Below are 16,211 nucleotides of genomic sequence, written 5' to 3' on the forward strand. Positions count from 1 at the left end.
GCCAACGACCATGAAACACACCCCCGAAGACCTGCACGCCATCACCGCCACAACCCTGGGCCATTACAACGCCGTGGCGGAAAGCTTTCGCGAAGGCACTCGCGATCATGACGTCAGCCAGAATATCGACGCGTTGCTGCGGCATATCCAGGGTCAGGCGCCCTTCCACGTTCTGGATTTCGGCTGCGGCCCCGGGCGGGACTTGCGGACATTCACCGATAGGGGCCATGTCGCGGTCGGCCTCGACGGTTCGGAGGAGTTTGCCCGAATGGCGCGCCAGGACAGCGGCTGCGAAGTCTGGCAACAGGATTTCTTGAACCTCGACCTGCCAGGCGAACGCTTCGATGGCATCTTCGCCAACGCCGTGTTGTTTCATATCCCTGTCCAGGAATTGCCTCGGGTGCTCAAGCAATTGCACGCCACCCTCAAGCCCGGCGGCGTGCTGTTCAGTTCCAACCCCCGGGGCGAAAACCAGGAAGGCTGGAACGGCCAGCGCTTCGGCGCGTATCACGACCTTGCGGCATGGCGCACCTTGCTCACAGAAGCGGGCTTTGTAGAGCTTGAGCATTACTACCGACCGGCTGGGCTGCCGCGAGAGCAGCAGCCTTGGTTGGCGAGTGTCTGGCGTAGACCTGCTTAGGACTTGAGGGCGCCATCGCGAGCAAGCTCGCTCCCACACGGGTCAACTGCGAACATAAATGGCGAACCATCAATGATCCAAATGTGGGAGCGAGCCTGCTCGCGATGACGGCGGATCAGCAACATTGATGCGACTGACACACCGCCGTCGCCCACCGCCCCATTGTTACTCCTGCTTGACCAACCACTTCTGAGACAACTGCTCAAGCCGCCCGTCGTCCTTGATACGCGCCAAAGCGTTGTCCAGGCTGGCCTTGAACGCCGGATTGCCCTTCTGGAACGGAATCACCAGGCTCGGCGGCGGGCCGCTCTTTTCTTCCGGCTGGAACGACTGTGCCATGACCATCGGGCGTTGCGAGTCGTCCTTGCGCGCCAACAGTTGCGCATCCGGTTGGCTATAAGCGGTGCTTGTGTCGAAACGTTCGGCCAGTTCCGGGGTCATTGCTATGTGGTTGATGGCAACGTCGTACTTGCCACTTTCCACACCGGCCAGCAGATCGCTGGCATCGGTGACCACAAAGTCGGCGCGAACATCGAGCTCGCCGGCCAGCATATGACCCAGTTCCACTTCGAAGCCGGTGAGCTTGCCGTCTTCCTTGAAGTTGAAAGGGCTGGTGTTGGCTTCCAGAGCGATGCGCAATTCGCCACGGTCGTTGATGTCGTCGATCAGTTCGGCATGGGCCAGAGGGCTCAAGAGGGGTAGCAGGCAGATCAGCCCAGGCAGAAAACGCATGGTCACTCCTTTGTATTGTTACAAGCGACGCTCGTTTCAGGTTCGCTTTGCTATGGTTGTTGCAGGCTTCGACAACGAATGGTCATGAAGTTGTCATGACCACGCGGATTTCATGGAAAAACTGGAGAAAAAAATGAAAAGCTTTATGTCACGTGCCGCCTTGGCCGGCCTGTTGCTGGGGGCTTCGATGCTGGCATCCGCCGCAACCCCTGCTCCCCAGGGTGCAGAGGTATTCATCGTTTCCCCGGAAGACGGTGCCACCGTTGGCCAGGAGTTCAAGGTCAAGTTCGGCGTCAAGAACATCGCGCTGGCCCCGGCGGGTGATGAAACCAAAAATACCGGGCACCATCATTTGCTGATTGATATCGACAAACTGCCTGCCGCGGGCGCGCCGATTCCCACCGATGCCAACCACATGCATTTCGGCAAGGCGCAAACCGAGGCTACGATCAAACTGGCACCGGGCAAGCACACCTTGCAGCTGATCCTGGGCGACAGCGGCCATATGCCGTTCGATCCGACGATCGTGTCCGAGAAGATCACGGTAAACGTGAAATAAACCGGCACAGGTCGACACAACACAAAACCCTCCCACAGGTTATGTGTTCGACAGAAAAAAACGGGAGCCCCCTGCGAGGCTCCCGTTTTTTATTGCAAGCCTGATCTGCTTAGAACAACACCCGGCTACGAATAGTGCCGTTGATGTGCTGCAGTTTCTCTTGCGCCAGATCGGAGTATTCGGCATCGACGTCGATCACGACGTAGCCGACTTTCTCGTTGGTCTGCAGGAACTGACCGGAAATGTTGATGCCGTTTTCGGCGAAGACCTTGTTGATCTCGCTCATCACACCCGGGATGTTCTCGTGGATGTGCAACAGGCGGTGCTTGCCAGGGTGAGCCGGCAGGGCCACTTCCGGGAAGTTCACGGACGATACCGAAGTACCGTTGTCGCTGTACTTGACCAGCTTTTCCGCCACTTCCAGGCCGATGTTGGCCTGGGCTTCGGCAGTAGAACCGCCGATGTGCGGGGTCAGGATCACGTTGTCCAGGCCGCGCAGCGGGCTTTCGAAGATATCGTCGTTGGAGCGCGGCTCCACCGGGAATACGTCGATGGCGGCGCCGATCAGGTGTTTGTCCTTGATCGCTTCGGCCAGGGCGTCGAGCTTGACCACGGTGCCACGAGCGGCGTTGATCAGGATCCCGCCTTTCTTGATGGCACGGATTTCCTTCTCGCCGATCATCCACTGGGTGGCGGCGGTTTCCGGAACGTGCAGCGTCACGATGTCGGACATGCCCAACAGCTCGTGCAGGTCGTTGACCTGGGTGGCATTGCCCAGCGGCAACTTGGTCACGGTGTCGTAGAAAAACACCTGCATGCCAAGGCCTTCAGCCAGCACCGACAACTGCGTGCCGATCGAGCCGTAACCGACGATACCCAGCTTCTTGCCACGGATTTCGAAGGAGTTGGCCGCGCTCTTGATCCAGCCGCCACGGTGGCAGGAAGCGTTCTTCTCGGGAATGCCGCGCAGCAGCAGGATCGCTTCGGCCAGCACCAGTTCAGCAACGGAACGGGTGTTGGAGTATGGCGCGTTGAACACCGCGATACCGCGCTCGCGCGCCGCATTGAGGTCCACCTGATTGGTGCCGATGCAGAAGCAGCCGACCGCCACCAGTTTCTTGGCGTGGTCGAAGATCTCTTCGGTCAATTGGGTACGGGAGCGAATACCGATGAAGTGAGCATCGGCGATCTTTTCCTTGAGCTGGGCTTCCGGCAGAGAACTGGTGATGTACTCGATGCTGGTGTAGCCCGCCGACTTGAGGACGTCGACAGCCGATTGGTGGACGCCTTCGAGAAGAAGGAACTTGATCTTGCTCTTATCGAGAGAAGTCTTGCTCATCTGCGTAAACCTGTGTCCCGGAGAAAAATGGCAGGGAATCGGACAGCGCATGCTGGTCCGACCGGCATGACAGCCGTCGCCGCAGAACAGCCAATGGGCACTACGCTGCGGGGTCGGTATGCTAGCATACGCACCCCGCTAAACACTCATTCCTGCGACGTGAAGCGTTCTCAGGATGACCATGAATTGTTCGAGAGTTCTGTCGATGACCAATCCTGCCGTGATAGATGAGCTGAAGACCCTGGTTGAGCCTGGCAAAGTCTTGACCGATGCCGACTCCCTGAACGCTTATGGCAAGGATTGGACCAAGCACTTCGCCCCGGCGCCGAGCGCCATCGTCTTCCCCAAGACCACCGAACAGGTTCAGGCCATTGTGCGCTGGGCCAATGAGCACAAGGTCGCGCTGGTGCCATCGGGCGGGCGTACCGGGCTTTCCGCCGCCGCCGTGGCGGCCAACGGCGAAGTGGTCGTGTCATTCGACTACATGAACCAGATTCTCGACGTGAACCTCACCGATCGCACAGCCGTCTGCCAGCCAGGTGTGGTCACTGAACAACTGCAGAACAAGGCTGAAGAGCACGGTCTGTACTACCCGGTGGACTTCGCCTCGGCCGGTTCCAGTCAGATTGGCGGCAACATCGGCACCAATGCCGGCGGAATCAAGGTCATTCGTTACGGCATGACCCGCAACTGGGTAGCCGGCATGAAAGTCGTCACCGGTAAAGGTGACCTGCTGGAACTGAACAAGGACCTGATCAAGAACGCCACTGGCTACGATCTGCGGCAGTTGTTCATCGGCGCCGAAGGCACCCTCGGGTTCGTGGTCGAAGCCACCATGCGCCTGGACCGGGCTCCGAAGAACCTCACCGCCATGGTCCTGGGCACCGCCGATTTTGATTCGATCATGCCCGTACTGCATGCCTTCCAGGGCAAGCTGGACCTGACGGCGTTCGAATTCTTCTCCGACAAGGCCCTGGCCAAGGTCCTGGATCGGGGCGACGTACCGGCGCCATTCGAAACCGAGTGCCCCTTCTACGCCCTGCTGGAGTTCGAAGCCACCACCGAAGAAGTCGCCAACCACGCCCTGGAAACGTTCGAACACTGTGTCGAACAGGGCTGGGTGCTCGATGGGGTGATGAGCCAAAGCGAAACCCAACTGCAAAACCTGTGGAAGTTGCGCGAGTACATCTCGGAAACCATCTCCCACTGGACACCGTACAAGAACGACATCTCGGTCACCGTCTCGAAAGTCCCGGGCTTCTTGCGCGACATCGACACTATCGTCGGCCAACATTACCCGGATTTCGAGATCGTCTGGTTTGGCCACATCGGCGACGGCAACTTGCACTTGAACATCCTCAAGCCAGAGAACCTGAGCAAGGACGAATTCTTCGCCAAGTGCGCGACCGTGAACAAATGGGTCTTTGAAACCGTCGAGAAATACAACGGCTCGATCTCCGCCGAACACGGCGTAGGCATGACCAAACGCGATTACCTGACCTACAGTCGCTCGCCGGTAGAAATTGAATACATGAAGGCCGTCAAGGCAGTGTTCGACCCGAACGGCATCATGAACCCGGGCAAGATTTTCGCGGTTTAATGCAAAAAATACCTGATGAATCCCAGAAGCAGGAGTCGGTAATGAGCTATCAGCACCAGTATGTCGACGGTACCCGTATTCATTTCCCGGTGGGAAAAATCGTGTGCATTGGCCGCAACTACGCCGAACACGCCAAGGAACTGGATAACCCGGTACCTACCGAACCCCTGCTGTTCATCAAGCCCGGCAGCTGCGCGGTGCCGCTGGAAGGCGGTTTCAGCATCCCCGCCGACCGTGGTGCGGTACACTACGAAGCTGAAATTGCCGTGCTGATCGGCAAGCCACTGTCGACCCGGCCCAGTGCCGAGGAAGTGCTGGATGCCATCTCCGGCTTCGCCCCGGCCCTGGATCTGACCCTGCGGGACAAGCAAGCCGAGCTCAAGGCCAAGGGCTTGCCCTGGGAAGTCGCCAAATCCTTCGACGGTGCGGCGGTGCTGGCACCTTTCGTGTCCAGCGGCACCTTTGCCGACCTGACCGACATCCCGGTTCGCCTGACCATCAACGGTGAAGTGCGCCAGGACGGCAACAGCAGCCTGATGCTCAACCCCATCGTGCCGATGATCCAATACATGGCTGGCTGCTTCTCATTGCAGGCCGGCGACGTGATCCTCACTGGCACTCCGGCGGGCGTGGGACCGTTGAACGTCGGGGATGAACTGGTACTGGAATTGCCAGGCGCGAGCCGTTTCGAAAGCAGCGTTCGCTAACCGCAAGGCGCTGTCCCGCGTGGACGCGAGCCGGCTCGTGTCCACATGGATGGACGGCTCTCGCCATTTACCATTTTTTTCACATGCCATCCGGATAATTCCAGGGAATACGGCGTCTGAGCCATTCATTTCCCTAACCCGAATACCTGGAACACATCCCCCTGATGGCCACTCCTCTAGCTCGGCCCTCCTCCAGCCCCGTCCGCCGCGCTCGCTTCTCGCTGCCCTGGTCCGCCTGGTCGCTGTTAGCAGCCGGGGCCTTTTACTGGCTGGCGTATGCCATGCACTGGGATGACCGGGGCCTGCTGTGGGCATCGGAACGTCTCGAGAGCCCCGCCCAGCGCCAGGAAAGCATCTGGCTGCCGGACTACCACGCGGTGATTGATGCCAAGGTCCTGCCAGGAATGGAAGAGGATGAAGCGTCCGACCTGACCTATAACCCACAGACCAAAACCCTGTTCGCGATCATGGGTAAGCATCCGTTTCTGGTGGAACTCACCCTGCAGGGTGACGTGCTGCGCAAAATGCCGTTGGTGGGCTGGAGCAATCCTGAAGGCGTGGCCTACATGGAGAATGGCCTGATGGCTATTACCGATGAACGAAAACACACGCTGTCGATCATCCAGGTCGATGCCGATACTCGCGAACTGAACAGCACGGATTTCCCCCACTACGATCTCGGCCCGTCCAAGAACCAGAACAAGGGCTTCGAAGGCGTCGCCTGGGATCCACGCAACCAGCAATTGGCCTTGGGTGAAGAGCGTCCGCCAGCGTTGTTCACCTGGAAAAGCGACGGCAGCCAACTGCTCAAGGGCGACAAACAGATCCATGCCAGCGACGAGCTGGACCTGCGCAACCTGTCGGCGCTGGCGATCGATCCTCGCACGGGGCACTCGCTGCTGCTGTCGGCCGACTCCCATCTCTTGCTGGAGCTGGACGATGCAGGGGAACAGGTCAGCTTCATGACCTTGCTGGGCGGTTTCAACGGTATCAAGGATACGATCCCCCGTGCCGAAGGCGTCGCCCTCGATGAGGCTGGCAACCTGTACATGGTCAGCGAGCCGAACCTGTTCTATCGTTTCGAAAAACAACGCTGATAGCGCAACTCTGTAAGGTAATTCATCCTTCGCCGTAGGGTGTGGCATCCGGCCATTAAGCTTCAGTTCAGGCAGCCGTGGTATTTCCAACCACCTGTTCTCATCCGAGCCCACCCACATGCGTCGACTTGCCCGCCCGAAGCCCTTGATCCTGCTGCTGATAATGATCGTACTGATCGCTTTGATCGCAGCAGCTCAATACCTGCGCCTGTTCGAGCGCGCGTGGTTCAACTTCAACACCCTCTGGCAGCCTCCCAGCGAGCAGGCCATTGCCCTGGACCAGTATCGGGTTACGGTCGAGGCGCAGGTGATCGAAGGCCTGGACAATGACGTTTCGGCGCTGACGTACGATCCAATCCGCAAGAGCCTCTTTACCGTTACCAACAAGAATGCCGAACTGATCGAGCTGTCATTGGACGGCAAGATCCTTAGGCGCATCGCCCTGATTGGCTTCGGCGACCCGGAGGCGGTGGAGTTCATCAGCCAGGACATTTACGTCATCACCGACGAGCGTCAGCAGCGGCTGATCAAGATTCACTTGGACGACAATACCCAATTCCTCGACGCCGCCGACGCAGAGCAAATGACGCTTGGCCTGCACCTGAACGGTAACAAAGGGTTCGAAGGGTTGGCCTACGACTCAGTGGGCAAACGGTTGTTCGTGGCCAAGGAGCGCGATCCGATGCTGATTTATGAAGTGCGGGGCTTTCCCCATCACAAACCGGACAAATCCTACGCTGTCCATGTAATCAACAACCCCAAGCGCGATGCCGGACTGTTCGTACGCGATCTTTCTAGCCTGCAATACGACGAGCGCAGCGGCCATTTACTGGCGCTGTCCGATGAGTCGCGATTGATTATCGAGTTGGACATCGACGGCCGGCCGTTGAGCACGCTGTCGTTGAGCAAGGGCCGTCAAGGGCTGCAAAAAACCGTCCCTCAGGCCGAGGGCGTTGCCATGGACGATGATGGCAACTTGTATGTGGTGAGCGAACCGAACCTGTTCTACGTCTTCAAGAAACCGCAGCCTTGATCCCCAAAAAACCTGATGTGGGAGCGAGCCTGCTCGCGATGGCGGTGCGTCAGCCAACATGGATGTGTCGGGTAGACCGCTATCGCGAGCAGGCTCGCTCCCACAGGGGCTGAATCACTGAAAGAGCAGGTTATCTGGCCGGATTACTCAGCCCGCAGGGTCTTCACCCCTTCAGGCGTCCCCAGCAACAACACATCCGCCGGGCGAGCCGCGAACAAGCCATTGGTGACCACACCGACGATGGCGTTGATCTGGCTTTCCAGTTCCACCGGGTTGGTGATCTGCAGGTTATGGACATCCAGGATGATGTTGCCGTTATCGGTCAGCACGCCTTCGCGGTACACCGGGTCACCGCCCAGTTTCACCAGTTGGCGGGCCACATGGCTGCGGGCCATCGGGATGACTTCCACCGGCAGCGGGAACGCGCCGAGGACTGGCACCAGCTTGCTGGCGTCGGCGATGCAGATGAAGGTCTTGGCCACGGCCGCGACAATCTTCTCGCGGGTCAGGGCCGCGCCGCCGCCCTTGATCAGGTTCAGGTGCGCGTCGCTTTCATCGGCGCCGTCGATATAGAACTCCAGGTCGCTCACGGTATTGAGCTCATAGACCGGAATCCCGTGGCCCTTCAGGCGCGCGGCGGTGGCTTCGGAGCTGGCGACCGCGCCGTCGAACGCACCTTTGTGCTGCGCCAGTGCGTCGATGAAGCAATTGGCCGTCGAGCCGGTGCCGACCCCAACGATGCTCTTGTCATCCAGTTTCGGGAGGATGAGGTCGACAGCGGCCTGGGCCACGGCCTGTTTGAGTTGATCCTGGGTCATGCGGGCTCCGAAAGCGGACGGGGAGTAAAGAGGGACGCGAGTATAACCCAACAAAACCTTGGGATTCGTGTGGTCGCCCAGCCAAAAGCCGGGTTAGACTCCTTGGCCCTGCCCAACCCGCTCAGTGATGCTTTCCGATGCTTGAACAGTACGTCAAAAAGATCCTCACCTCGCGCGTTTACGACGTTGCCGTGGAAACCCCATTGCAGACTGCCCGCCAGCTCTCCGAGCGGCTGGGTAACAACATCTGGCTCAAGCGCGAAGACTTGCAGCCGGTGTTCTCGTTCAAGATTCGCGGCGCCTACAACAAGCTGACCCAGCTCAGCGACGAAGAGCGCGCACGCGGCGTGGTCACGGCTTCGGCGGGCAACCACGCCCAGGGCCTGGCCCTGGCGGCCAAGGTGCTGGGCGTCAAAGCCACCATCGTGATGCCCAAGACCACTCCGGAAATCAAAGTCGAAGGCGTACGTTCCCGAGGCGGCAAAGTGGTGTTGCACGGCGATTCGTTCCCCGAAGCCCTGGCCTATTCGCTGAAACTGGTCGACGAAAAGGGCTACGTCTACATTCACCCCTATGACGATCCCCACACCATTGCCGGGCAGGGCACGGTGGCGATGGAGATCCTGCGCCAACATCCGGGGCGTCTGGATGCGATTTTCGTCCCGGTGGGCGGCGGCGGGCTGATCGCCGGGATCGCGGCCTACGTGAAATACCTGCGGCCTGACATCAAGGTGATCGGCGTCGAGCCGGACGATTCCAATTGCCTGCAAGCCGCCCTGGCTGCTGGCGAGCGAGTGGTGCTGCCGACCGTGGGGCTCTTTGCCGACGGCGTTGCCGTGGCGCAGATCGGCCAGCACACGTTCGACATCTGCAAGCACTACGTGGATGAAGTCATCACCGTCAGTACCGACGAGATCTGTGCGGCCATCAAGGATATCTACGACGATACCCGCTCGATCACCGAACCTGCCGGCGCCTTGGGCGTGGCCGGGATCAAGAAGTATGTCGAATCGCGCGGCGTCAGCGGGCAGACCCTGGTGGCCATCGACTCCGGCGCCAACGTCAATTTCGACCGTCTGCGTCACGTGGCCGAGCGTGCCGAGCTGGGCGAAGGCCGCGAGGCGATCATTGCAGTGACCATTCCCGAGAAGCCAGGCAGCTTCAAGGCCTTCTGCGAAGCCGTCGGCAAGCGCCAGATCACCGAATTCAACTATCGCTACAACACGGGCAGCGAAGCGCACATCTTCGTGGGCGTGCAGACGCACCCGGAAAACGACCCGCGCAGCGCGCTGATCGCCAGCCTGACCGAGCAAGGCTTCCCGGTGGTGGACCTGACCGACAACGAACTGGCCAAACTGCACATTCGCCACATGGTGGGCGGGCATGCGGCCCACGTCATCGACGAGGTCGTGCTGCGCTTCGAATTCCCGGAACGTCCGGGGGCGCTGTTCAACTTCCTCAACAAGCTGGGCGGACGCTGGAATATCTCGATGTTCCACTACCGCAACCATGGTGCGGCGGATGGTCGTGTGGTTGCGGGCCTGCAGGTACCGCACGATGAACGTCATCTGGTACCGGCAGCCCTGGAAGAAATCGGCTATCCGTACTGGGATGAAAGCGATAACCCGGCGTATCAGCTGTTCCTGGGCTAAAGCAGAGCTAGACTGCCCGGCAAGACTCAAGGAAATCCAACGATGGAAACGTTAACCGCGCTGAAGATCGCCCATGTCGTCGCCACGGTATTGCTCTTGGCGGGTGCCCTGGGGCTGGCCATCTGGGTCTGGAGGACGCGCCGCAACGGCGATGCCACGGCGGCCGCGCGCACATTGCAACGCCCGCGGGTGTTTGTCTGGCTGGTGATGGTCCTGGCGCTGGTGAGCCTGCCGTTCACGGGGTGGTGGATGGTGCATCAGATCGGCTGGCCACTGGGGCAGACTTGGTTGCTGGCTTCCAGTGTGCTCTACACCGTGGCGGCGCTGGCGGGGTTCTGGCTGTTGGTGCGGTTGAACAAACTGCGCAAGGCGCCGGGAGGTAGCGGGAAATTTACCTTTGCCTTGGCGCTGTTCAGTTTTGTCTGCTTTGTCGCCATTGCGGGGTTGATGGGGGCCAAGCCGGTTTAAGGCTTGGGCCGCGGCGCTTTCATCGCGAGCAAGCTCGCTCCCACAGGGGATTTGTGTGGATCACGCAACCTCTGTGGGAGCGAGCCTGCTCGCGATGACGATTTCAGCCGCGCAACGAAATCACCGGCCAACCACGCTTCTGGGCTTCGGCCCTGAGGTTCGGGTCTGGATCCACGGCCACCGGATGGGTCACTACTTCCAGCAGCGACAGGTCATTCATCGAGTCACTGTAGAAGTAACTGCCGTCCAGCGAATGGCCGGTCTCCTCCAGCCAACGATTGAGCCGCACCACCTTGCCCTCACGAAAACACGGAATATCGGTACTGCGCCCGCTGTAGCGCCCGTCGATCATTTCGCACTCGGTGGCGATCAGGGTCTCGACTCCCAAGCGCTCGGCGATCGGTGCGGTGACGAAGCGATTGGTAGCGGTGATGATCACCAGCTTGTCACCGGCCTCACGGTGTTTACTCAACAGCTCGATCGCCTGGGGCAACACAATCGGTTCGATGCAGTCGCGCATGTAGTCCAGATGCCACTGTGCCAGCACCTCCATCTCCGTGCGGCCAAGGATTTCCAGGCAAAAATTCAGGTACTCGGCGTTGTCGAGCTTGCCGGCCAGGTAATCCTGATAGAACTCATCATTGCGCGCCTTGTACGTAACGGCGTCGAGGAAACCGCGCTCACACAGGTAATCGCCCCAGGCGTGGTCACTGTCGCCGCCCAGCAAGGTGTTGTCCAAGTCGAATAAAGCCAGCCGCATTGCAGTTACTCGCTGAAGAATCTGAAGAAAGGCGTCCAGAATACGGACTTTTCACAAGAGTGCACATAAGGTAGGAAGGCTCGTTGCTGCTTTCACAACCTTTGTGGAACAATGCGGCGACATGCGTTTGCGAGGTTGTTGCCGTGATCGATCCCGATGGTTTCCGACCCAATGTGGGGATCATTCTTACGAATGATGCAGGGCAGGTGCTATGGGCTCGCCGTATCAATCAAGACGCCTGGCAGTTTCCCCAGGGTGGGATCAACCCTCAGGAGACGCCCGAAGAGGCCTTGTACCGCGAGTTGAACGAAGAAGTGGGGCTTGAGCGAGAAGATGTCGAAATACTCGCCTGCACCCGGGGCTGGTTGCGCTATCGTTTGCCGCAACGCCTGGTCAGAACGCATAGCCAACCGCTGTGCATCGGCCAGAAGCAGAAATGGTTTCTCCTGCGCCTGATCTCCAACGAGCAGCGGGTGCGGATGGATTTGACCGGTAAACCGGAGTTCGATGGCTGGCGCTGGGTCAGCTATTGGTATCCGTTGGGCCAGGTGGTGACATTCAAGCGCGAGGTATACCGACGCGCCCTCAAAGAGCTTGCCCCGCGCCTGCTGACGCGCGACTGACGACGGAGTTCGACCCCGAGCCATGCTCAATACGCTGCGCAAGATCGTCCAGGAAGTTAACTCCGCCAAGGATCTCAAGGCGGCGTTGGGGATTATTGTATTGCGCGTCAAAGAGGCCATGGGCAGCCAAGTCTGCTCGGTCTATCTGCTGGACCCCGAGACCAACCGTTTTGTGCTGATGGCCACCGAGGGCTTGAACAAGCGCTCGATCGGCAAGGTCAGCATGGCGCCCAATGAAGGTCTGGTCGGCCTGGTCGGCACGCGCGAAGAACCGCTGAACCTCGAAAATGCCGCGGATCACCCGCGCTATCGTTATTTTGCCGAGACCGGCGAAGAACGCTACGCCTCGTTCCTCGGGGCGCCGATCATCCACCACCGCCGTGTCGTCGGCGTGTTGGTCATCCAGCAGAAGGAGCGTCGCCAGTTCGACGAAGGTGAAGAAGCCTTCCTCGTGACCATGAGCGCGCAATTGGCCGGGGTTATCGCCCACGCCGAAGCCACCGGGTCGATCAGCGGCCTGGGCCGCCAGGGCAAGGGCATCCAGGAAGCCAAGTTCGTCGGCGTGCCAGGTTCACCCGGCGCGGCAGTGGGTACGGCGGTGGTCATGTTGCCACCCGCCGACCTCGACGTAGTGCCGGACAAGACCATCGTCGACATCCCCGCCGAACTGGGCCTGTTCAAGACAGCCATCGAGGGCGTGCGGGCCGACATGCGCGCCCTGTCGGCGAAACTGGCGACGCAGCTGCGCCCCGAAGAGCGCGCGCTGTTCGACGTTTACCTGATGATGCTCGACGACGCCTCCCTGGGCAGCGAGGTGACCACGGTCATCAAGACCGGTCAGTGGGCCCAGGGTGCGTTGCGCCAGGTGGTGACCGACCACGTGAACCGTTTCGAACTGATGGACGACGCCTACCTGCGCGAGCGTGCCTCCGACGTCAAGGACCTCGGCCGCCGGCTGCTGGCCTACTTGCAACAGGAACGCCAGCAGACCCTGGTCTATCCCGATAACACCATCCTGATCAGCGAAGAACTGACCCCGGCCATGCTCGGCGAGGTGCCTGAAGGCAAGCTCGCGGGGCTGGTCTCGGTATTGGGTTCGGGCAACTCCCACGTCGCGATCCTGGCCCGCGCCATGGGCATTCCGACGGTCATGGGCGTGGTGGACCTGCCGTATTCAAAGGTCGACGGCATCCAGATGATCGTCGATGGCTACCACGGCGAGGTCTACACCAACCCCACCGAATTGCTGCGCAAGCAGTTTGCCGATGTGGTGGAGGAAGAAAAGCAACTGTCCCTGGGCCTGGATGCGCTGCGGGACCTGCCTTGCGTGACGCTCGACGGCCACCGCATGCCGCTGTGGGTCAACACCGGCCTGCTAGCCGACGTGGCCCGGGCGCAGAAACGCGGCGCCGAGGGTGTGGGCCTGTACCGCACCGAAGTGCCCTTCATGATCAACCAGCGCTTCCCCAGCGAAAAGGAACAGCTGGCGATCTATCGCGAACAGTTGGCCGCTTTCCATCCGCAACCGGTGACCATGCGCAGCCTGGACATCGGCGGGGACAAATCCCTGTCCTACTTCCCCATCAAGGAAGACAACCCCTTCCTTGGCTGGCGCGGGATACGCGTGACGCTCGACCATCCGGAAATCTTCCTGGTCCAGGCCCGCGCCATGCTCAAGGCCAGTGAGGGCCTGAACAACCTGCGCATCCTGTTGCCGATGATTTCCGGCACCCATGAGCTGGAAGAAGCCTTGCACCTGATCCACCGGGCGTGGGGCGAAGTGCGCGACGAAGGCACCGACGTGCCAATGCCGCCGGTGGGGGTGATGATCGAAATCCCGGCGGCGGTGTACCAGACCAAGGAACTGGCGCGACAGGTAGACTTCCTGTCGGTTGGCTCCAACGACCTGACCCAGTATTTGCTGGCCGTGGACCGCAACAACCCGCGGGTCGCCGACCTGTACGACTATCTGCATCCGGCGGTGCTGCAAGCCCTGCAGAATGTGGTCCGCGACGCCCATGCCGAAGGCAAGCCAGTGAGCATCTGCGGTGAAATGGCCGGGGACCCGGCGGCGGCGGTGCTGCTGATGGCGATGGGCTTTGACAGCCTGTCGATGAACGCCACCAACCTGCCGAAAGTGAAATGGATGCTGCGTCAGATCAACCTCAGCAAGGCCCAGGAACTGCTGGCCGAAGTGATGACGATCGATAATCCGCAGGTGATCCACAGCTCCTTGCAACTGGCGCTGAAGAACCTTGGGTTGGCGCGGATGATCAATCCGGCGTCGAACAAGACGCTCTGAATCTTTAGCGACCTCATCGCGAGCAGGCTCGCTCCCACAGGGGATCTCGGTTGTTCACAACGTTTGTGTTCACTGAAGATCTACTGTGGGAGCGAGCCTGCTCGCGATGGGGCCAGAAATGACAGCGCAAAATTACACCTTGAACTCCACCTCCCCCAAATGTCCCCCAAGCGGCCCATAACTGCGCTCGACCAAATGCCGCGTCCCATCGGCGTGGACAATCAACGCCGTACTCGCTCGCGTCCCGTAAGCAGGGCTGGCGATGAACACACTCGACAACAGTGTCTCGGTCGCCAGCCCTACGCCGGTGTCCGGCAGTTCGGCTACCGGGGCCGGCTGCGGGTCGTTCAGCAGCGCCAACAGGGCCTGGGGCTGCGGATCGTCCAGTACCTCGACCAACGCCGCCCGGGCCTTGAGCAGCTTGGGCCATGGCGTGTTCAGCCCGGCGTTCGACAAACCGTAGACACCCTCGGCCAGTCGCTGTGGCCGGGCATCGCGGGCATTGTGGTGCCACAGTTCGGTGCCATCGCCCAACAGCAAGTTGAACCCGCCGTACTCACCGGCACGGGGCACCACTTCGCTCAAATAATCGGCAATTGAAAGATTTCCGCTCAAAAATCGCGCCACCAGTTCACCACGGGACTTGAAGCCGGGCGGCTGGGCCGGGTCGCGAATGTTGGTCAGGGCAGCGAAACGGCCATCGGCGCCGACGCCAAGCCAGGTCCCCCCGGCTTCCAGATCGCGACCGGCATGGACATCAGGGGCGTCAGGCCATTGCCCCAGGGGCAAGGTCGGGCGCGCGTAGAACTCATCGCGGTTGGCCGCCACGATCAGCGGCCGGGCGTGGCCGGGGCGCCAGGCAAATACGATCAGGCACATCAGATAGTCCCCTTAAAAATAAAGCCGAGCACAGCTGTTGTGGGTTTCACTCTACCCAGACATCGCCCCGGCATCCATCGCCTTGAGTGGAGCCCAAGGCCATGGATCCGTTACCATGCCGCTCTTGTTTCTAGGATGGGCGAGGGACGCTGGTGGAATTTGTGCTCTATCTGCTGCTCGGCGCCTGTGCCGGCGTGCTGGCCGGACTGTTCGGCGTGGGTGGCGGGATCATCATCGTCCCGGTGCTGGTATTCAGTTTTACCTTGCAGGGCTTCGACCCACTGGTGTTGACGCACCTGGCGGTCGGCACGTCCCTGGCATCGATCATCTTCACTTCGGTCAATGCCGTGCGCGAGCATCAGCGCAAAGGCGCGGTGCGCTGGCCGATTTTTGCCTGGATGACCGTTGGAATCCTGATCGGTGCCGGTTTCGGAGCCGTCACTGCCGAAGCGATTTCCGGTCCGAACCTGCAAAAAATCATCGGCGTGTTCGCCCTGATTGTCGCCGTACAACTGGGCCTGGACTTGCGGCCCAAGGCCAGCCGCACAGTTCCGGGCAAGGTCGGGTTGACCGTGGCGGGGACGGTGATCGGCTGGGCCTCGGCGATTTTCGGCATCGGCGGCGGCTCGCTGACCGTGCCGTTCCTGACCTGGCGCAGCGTGCCGATGCAACAGGCGGTGGCGACGTCATCGGCCTGCGGTTTGCCGATTGCCCTGGTCAGTGCATTAAGTTTCATGATTCTGGGCTGGCAAGATCCGCGGCTGCCGGCTCATAGTCTCGGTTTTGTTTATTTGCCGGCGCTACTGGGCATTGCCCTGACGAGCATGGTCTTCGCCCGCTTCGGCGCGCGACTGGCCCATCGCCTGTCACCGCGCTTGCTCAAACGGCTGTTCGCCGCTTTGCTGTTCAGCGTGGGCTTGAGTTTTCTGCTCTGACGCAATCCTGGCTTAATCCCGAGGTGGCAGCGTCGCCCGGATATTTTTGACGTTTACGAGGAATATC

At 60.4% G+C, this 16,211-nt stretch carries 16 protein-coding genes; 11 read left to right on the forward strand and 5 right to left on the reverse strand.

All coding sequences use genetic code 11. The features are described 5' to 3' along the window. The first annotated feature begins 10 nt into the window (after positions 1 to 10). Positions 11 to 640, forward strand: a complete 630-nt coding sequence (locus MKS85_RS22655; protein ID WP_139048802.1) for a bifunctional 2-polyprenyl-6-hydroxyphenol methylase/3-demethylubiquinol 3-O-methyltransferase UbiG — start codon at positions 11 to 13, stop codon at positions 638 to 640. A 165-nt stretch (positions 641 to 805) separates the two neighbouring features. Here MKS85_RS22655 and MKS85_RS22660 read toward each other — a convergent pair whose 3' ends face one another. Further along, positions 806 to 1,372, reverse strand: coding sequence for a transporter substrate-binding domain-containing protein (locus MKS85_RS22660; protein WP_139048801.1), 567 nt, complete (start codon positions 1,370 to 1,372; stop codon positions 806 to 808). A gap of 133 nt (positions 1,373 to 1,505) precedes the next feature. Between MKS85_RS22660 and MKS85_RS22665 the strand changes: the two genes are divergently transcribed. Continuing rightward, complete coding sequence (locus MKS85_RS22665) at positions 1,506 to 1,931, forward strand: DUF4399 domain-containing protein (protein WP_139048867.1); 426 nt, start codon at positions 1,506 to 1,508, stop codon at positions 1,929 to 1,931. A gap of 109 nt (positions 1,932 to 2,040) precedes the next feature. Here MKS85_RS22665 and serA read toward each other — a convergent pair whose 3' ends face one another. After that, the gene (gene serA / locus MKS85_RS22670; protein ID WP_047226823.1) at positions 2,041 to 3,270 is read right to left on the reverse strand and encodes a phosphoglycerate dehydrogenase; all 1,230 of its coding nucleotides are present in this window, start codon (positions 3,268 to 3,270) and stop codon (positions 2,041 to 2,043) included. A gap of 205 nt (positions 3,271 to 3,475) precedes the next feature. On the opposite strand from serA, the gene MKS85_RS22675 reads away from it, so the two are divergent. The 4 genes from MKS85_RS22675 to MKS85_RS22690 all read left to right on the forward strand — a co-directional run bounded on the left by MKS85_RS22675 (position 3,476) and on the right by MKS85_RS22690 (position 7,707). Next, on the forward strand, positions 3,476 to 4,870 hold the full coding sequence (locus MKS85_RS22675) for an FAD-binding oxidoreductase (protein ID WP_107323098.1): 1,395 nt from the start codon (positions 3,476 to 3,478) through the stop codon (positions 4,868 to 4,870). A gap of 41 nt (positions 4,871 to 4,911) precedes the next feature. Next, a complete protein-coding gene (locus MKS85_RS22680; protein ID WP_047226821.1) occupies positions 4,912 to 5,577 on the forward strand; it encodes a fumarylacetoacetate hydrolase family protein in 666 nt (221 codons plus the stop codon). A gap of 164 nt (positions 5,578 to 5,741) precedes the next feature. Then, positions 5,742 to 6,674, forward strand: a complete 933-nt coding sequence (locus MKS85_RS22685; RefSeq protein ID WP_139048800.1) for an SdiA-regulated domain-containing protein — start codon at positions 5,742 to 5,744, stop codon at positions 6,672 to 6,674. Positions 6,675 to 6,792: 118 nt separating this feature from the next. After that, positions 6,793 to 7,707, forward strand: a complete 915-nt coding sequence (locus MKS85_RS22690; protein WP_188251752.1) for an SdiA-regulated domain-containing protein — start codon at positions 6,793 to 6,795, stop codon at positions 7,705 to 7,707. A gap of 143 nt (positions 7,708 to 7,850) precedes the next feature. Here MKS85_RS22690 and rpiA read toward each other — a convergent pair whose 3' ends face one another. Continuing rightward, positions 7,851 to 8,525: a ribose-5-phosphate isomerase RpiA gene (gene rpiA / locus MKS85_RS22695; RefSeq protein ID WP_047226818.1), complete on the reverse strand. Its 675-nt coding sequence runs from the start codon at positions 8,523 to 8,525 to the stop codon at positions 7,851 to 7,853. A gap of 137 nt (positions 8,526 to 8,662) precedes the next feature. Between rpiA and ilvA the strand changes: the two genes are divergently transcribed. Both ilvA and MKS85_RS22705 read left to right on the forward strand, forming a co-directional pair. Further along, a complete protein-coding gene (gene ilvA, locus MKS85_RS22700; protein WP_047226817.1) occupies positions 8,663 to 10,177 on the forward strand; it encodes a threonine ammonia-lyase, biosynthetic in 1,515 nt (504 codons plus the stop codon). A 42-nt stretch (positions 10,178 to 10,219) separates the two neighbouring features. Next, a complete protein-coding gene (locus MKS85_RS22705) occupies positions 10,220 to 10,645 on the forward strand; it encodes a DUF2269 domain-containing protein (protein ID WP_160894062.1) in 426 nt (141 codons plus the stop codon). Between the two features lie 103 nt (positions 10,646 to 10,748). Here MKS85_RS22705 and MKS85_RS22710 read toward each other — a convergent pair whose 3' ends face one another. Next, positions 10,749 to 11,405, reverse strand: a complete 657-nt coding sequence (locus MKS85_RS22710; protein WP_160894064.1) for an HAD family phosphatase — start codon at positions 11,403 to 11,405, stop codon at positions 10,749 to 10,751. A gap of 143 nt (positions 11,406 to 11,548) precedes the next feature. Here MKS85_RS22710 and MKS85_RS22715 point away from each other — a divergent pair, with 143 nt between their 5' ends. Next, the gene (locus tag MKS85_RS22715; RefSeq protein ID WP_003186867.1) at positions 11,549 to 12,028 is read left to right on the forward strand and encodes an RNA pyrophosphohydrolase; all 480 of its coding nucleotides are present in this window, start codon (positions 11,549 to 11,551) and stop codon (positions 12,026 to 12,028) included. A gap of 22 nt (positions 12,029 to 12,050) precedes the next feature. After that, a complete protein-coding gene (ptsP, locus tag MKS85_RS22720) occupies positions 12,051 to 14,330 on the forward strand; it encodes a phosphoenolpyruvate--protein phosphotransferase (protein ID WP_047226814.1) in 2,280 nt (759 codons plus the stop codon). A 132-nt stretch (positions 14,331 to 14,462) separates the two neighbouring features. Here ptsP and MKS85_RS22725 read toward each other — a convergent pair whose 3' ends face one another. Beyond that, complete coding sequence (locus tag MKS85_RS22725) at positions 14,463 to 15,209, reverse strand: NRDE family protein (protein ID WP_188251751.1); 747 nt, start codon at positions 15,207 to 15,209, stop codon at positions 14,463 to 14,465. A 152-nt stretch (positions 15,210 to 15,361) separates the two neighbouring features. Between MKS85_RS22725 and MKS85_RS22730 the strand changes: the two genes are divergently transcribed. After that, positions 15,362 to 16,144 carry a sulfite exporter TauE/SafE family protein gene (locus MKS85_RS22730; protein WP_076383260.1) on the forward strand — a complete coding sequence of 261 codons (783 nt, stop codon included), beginning with the start codon at positions 15,362 to 15,364 and terminating at the stop codon, positions 16,142 to 16,144. Positions 16,145 to 16,211 lie beyond the last annotated feature (67 nt).

The sequence above is a fragment of the Pseudomonas sp. JL2 genome (assembly GCF_031570495.1).
GTDB lineage: Bacteria > Pseudomonadota > Gammaproteobacteria > Pseudomonadales > Pseudomonadaceae > Aquipseudomonas > Aquipseudomonas rhizophila.

Bases quoted from the DNA above. Each gene is read 5' to 3' on its own strand.
- MKS85_RS22655 (WP_139048802.1), top strand. From the start codon at position 11: ATGAAACACACCCCCGAAGACCTGCACGCCATCACCGCCACAACCCTG.
- MKS85_RS22660 (WP_139048801.1), bottom strand. From the start codon at position 1,372: ATGCGTTTTCTGCCTGGGCTGATCTGCCTGCTACCCCTCTTGAGCCCT.
- MKS85_RS22665 (WP_139048867.1), top strand. From the start codon at position 1,506: ATGAAAAGCTTTATGTCACGTGCCGCCTTGGCCGGCCTGTTGCTGGGG.
- serA (WP_047226823.1), bottom strand. From the start codon at position 3,270: ATGAGCAAGACTTCTCTCGATAAGAGCAAGATCAAGTTCCTTCTTCTC.
- MKS85_RS22675 (WP_107323098.1), top strand. From the start codon at position 3,476: ATGACCAATCCTGCCGTGATAGATGAGCTGAAGACCCTGGTTGAGCCT.
- MKS85_RS22680 (WP_047226821.1), top strand. From the start codon at position 4,912: ATGAGCTATCAGCACCAGTATGTCGACGGTACCCGTATTCATTTCCCG.
- MKS85_RS22685 (WP_139048800.1), top strand. From the start codon at position 5,742: ATGGCCACTCCTCTAGCTCGGCCCTCCTCCAGCCCCGTCCGCCGCGCT.
- MKS85_RS22690 (WP_188251752.1), top strand. From the start codon at position 6,793: ATGCGTCGACTTGCCCGCCCGAAGCCCTTGATCCTGCTGCTGATAATG.
- rpiA (WP_047226818.1), bottom strand. From the start codon at position 8,525: ATGACCCAGGATCAACTCAAACAGGCCGTGGCCCAGGCCGCTGTCGAC.
- ilvA (WP_047226817.1), top strand. From the start codon at position 8,663: ATGCTTGAACAGTACGTCAAAAAGATCCTCACCTCGCGCGTTTACGAC.
- MKS85_RS22705 (WP_160894062.1), top strand. From the start codon at position 10,220: ATGGAAACGTTAACCGCGCTGAAGATCGCCCATGTCGTCGCCACGGTA.
- MKS85_RS22710 (WP_160894064.1), bottom strand. From the start codon at position 11,405: ATGCGGCTGGCTTTATTCGACTTGGACAACACCTTGCTGGGCGGCGAC.
- ptsP (WP_047226814.1), top strand. From the start codon at position 12,051: ATGCTCAATACGCTGCGCAAGATCGTCCAGGAAGTTAACTCCGCCAAG.
- MKS85_RS22725 (WP_188251751.1), bottom strand. From the start codon at position 15,209: ATGTGCCTGATCGTATTTGCCTGGCGCCCCGGCCACGCCCGGCCGCTG.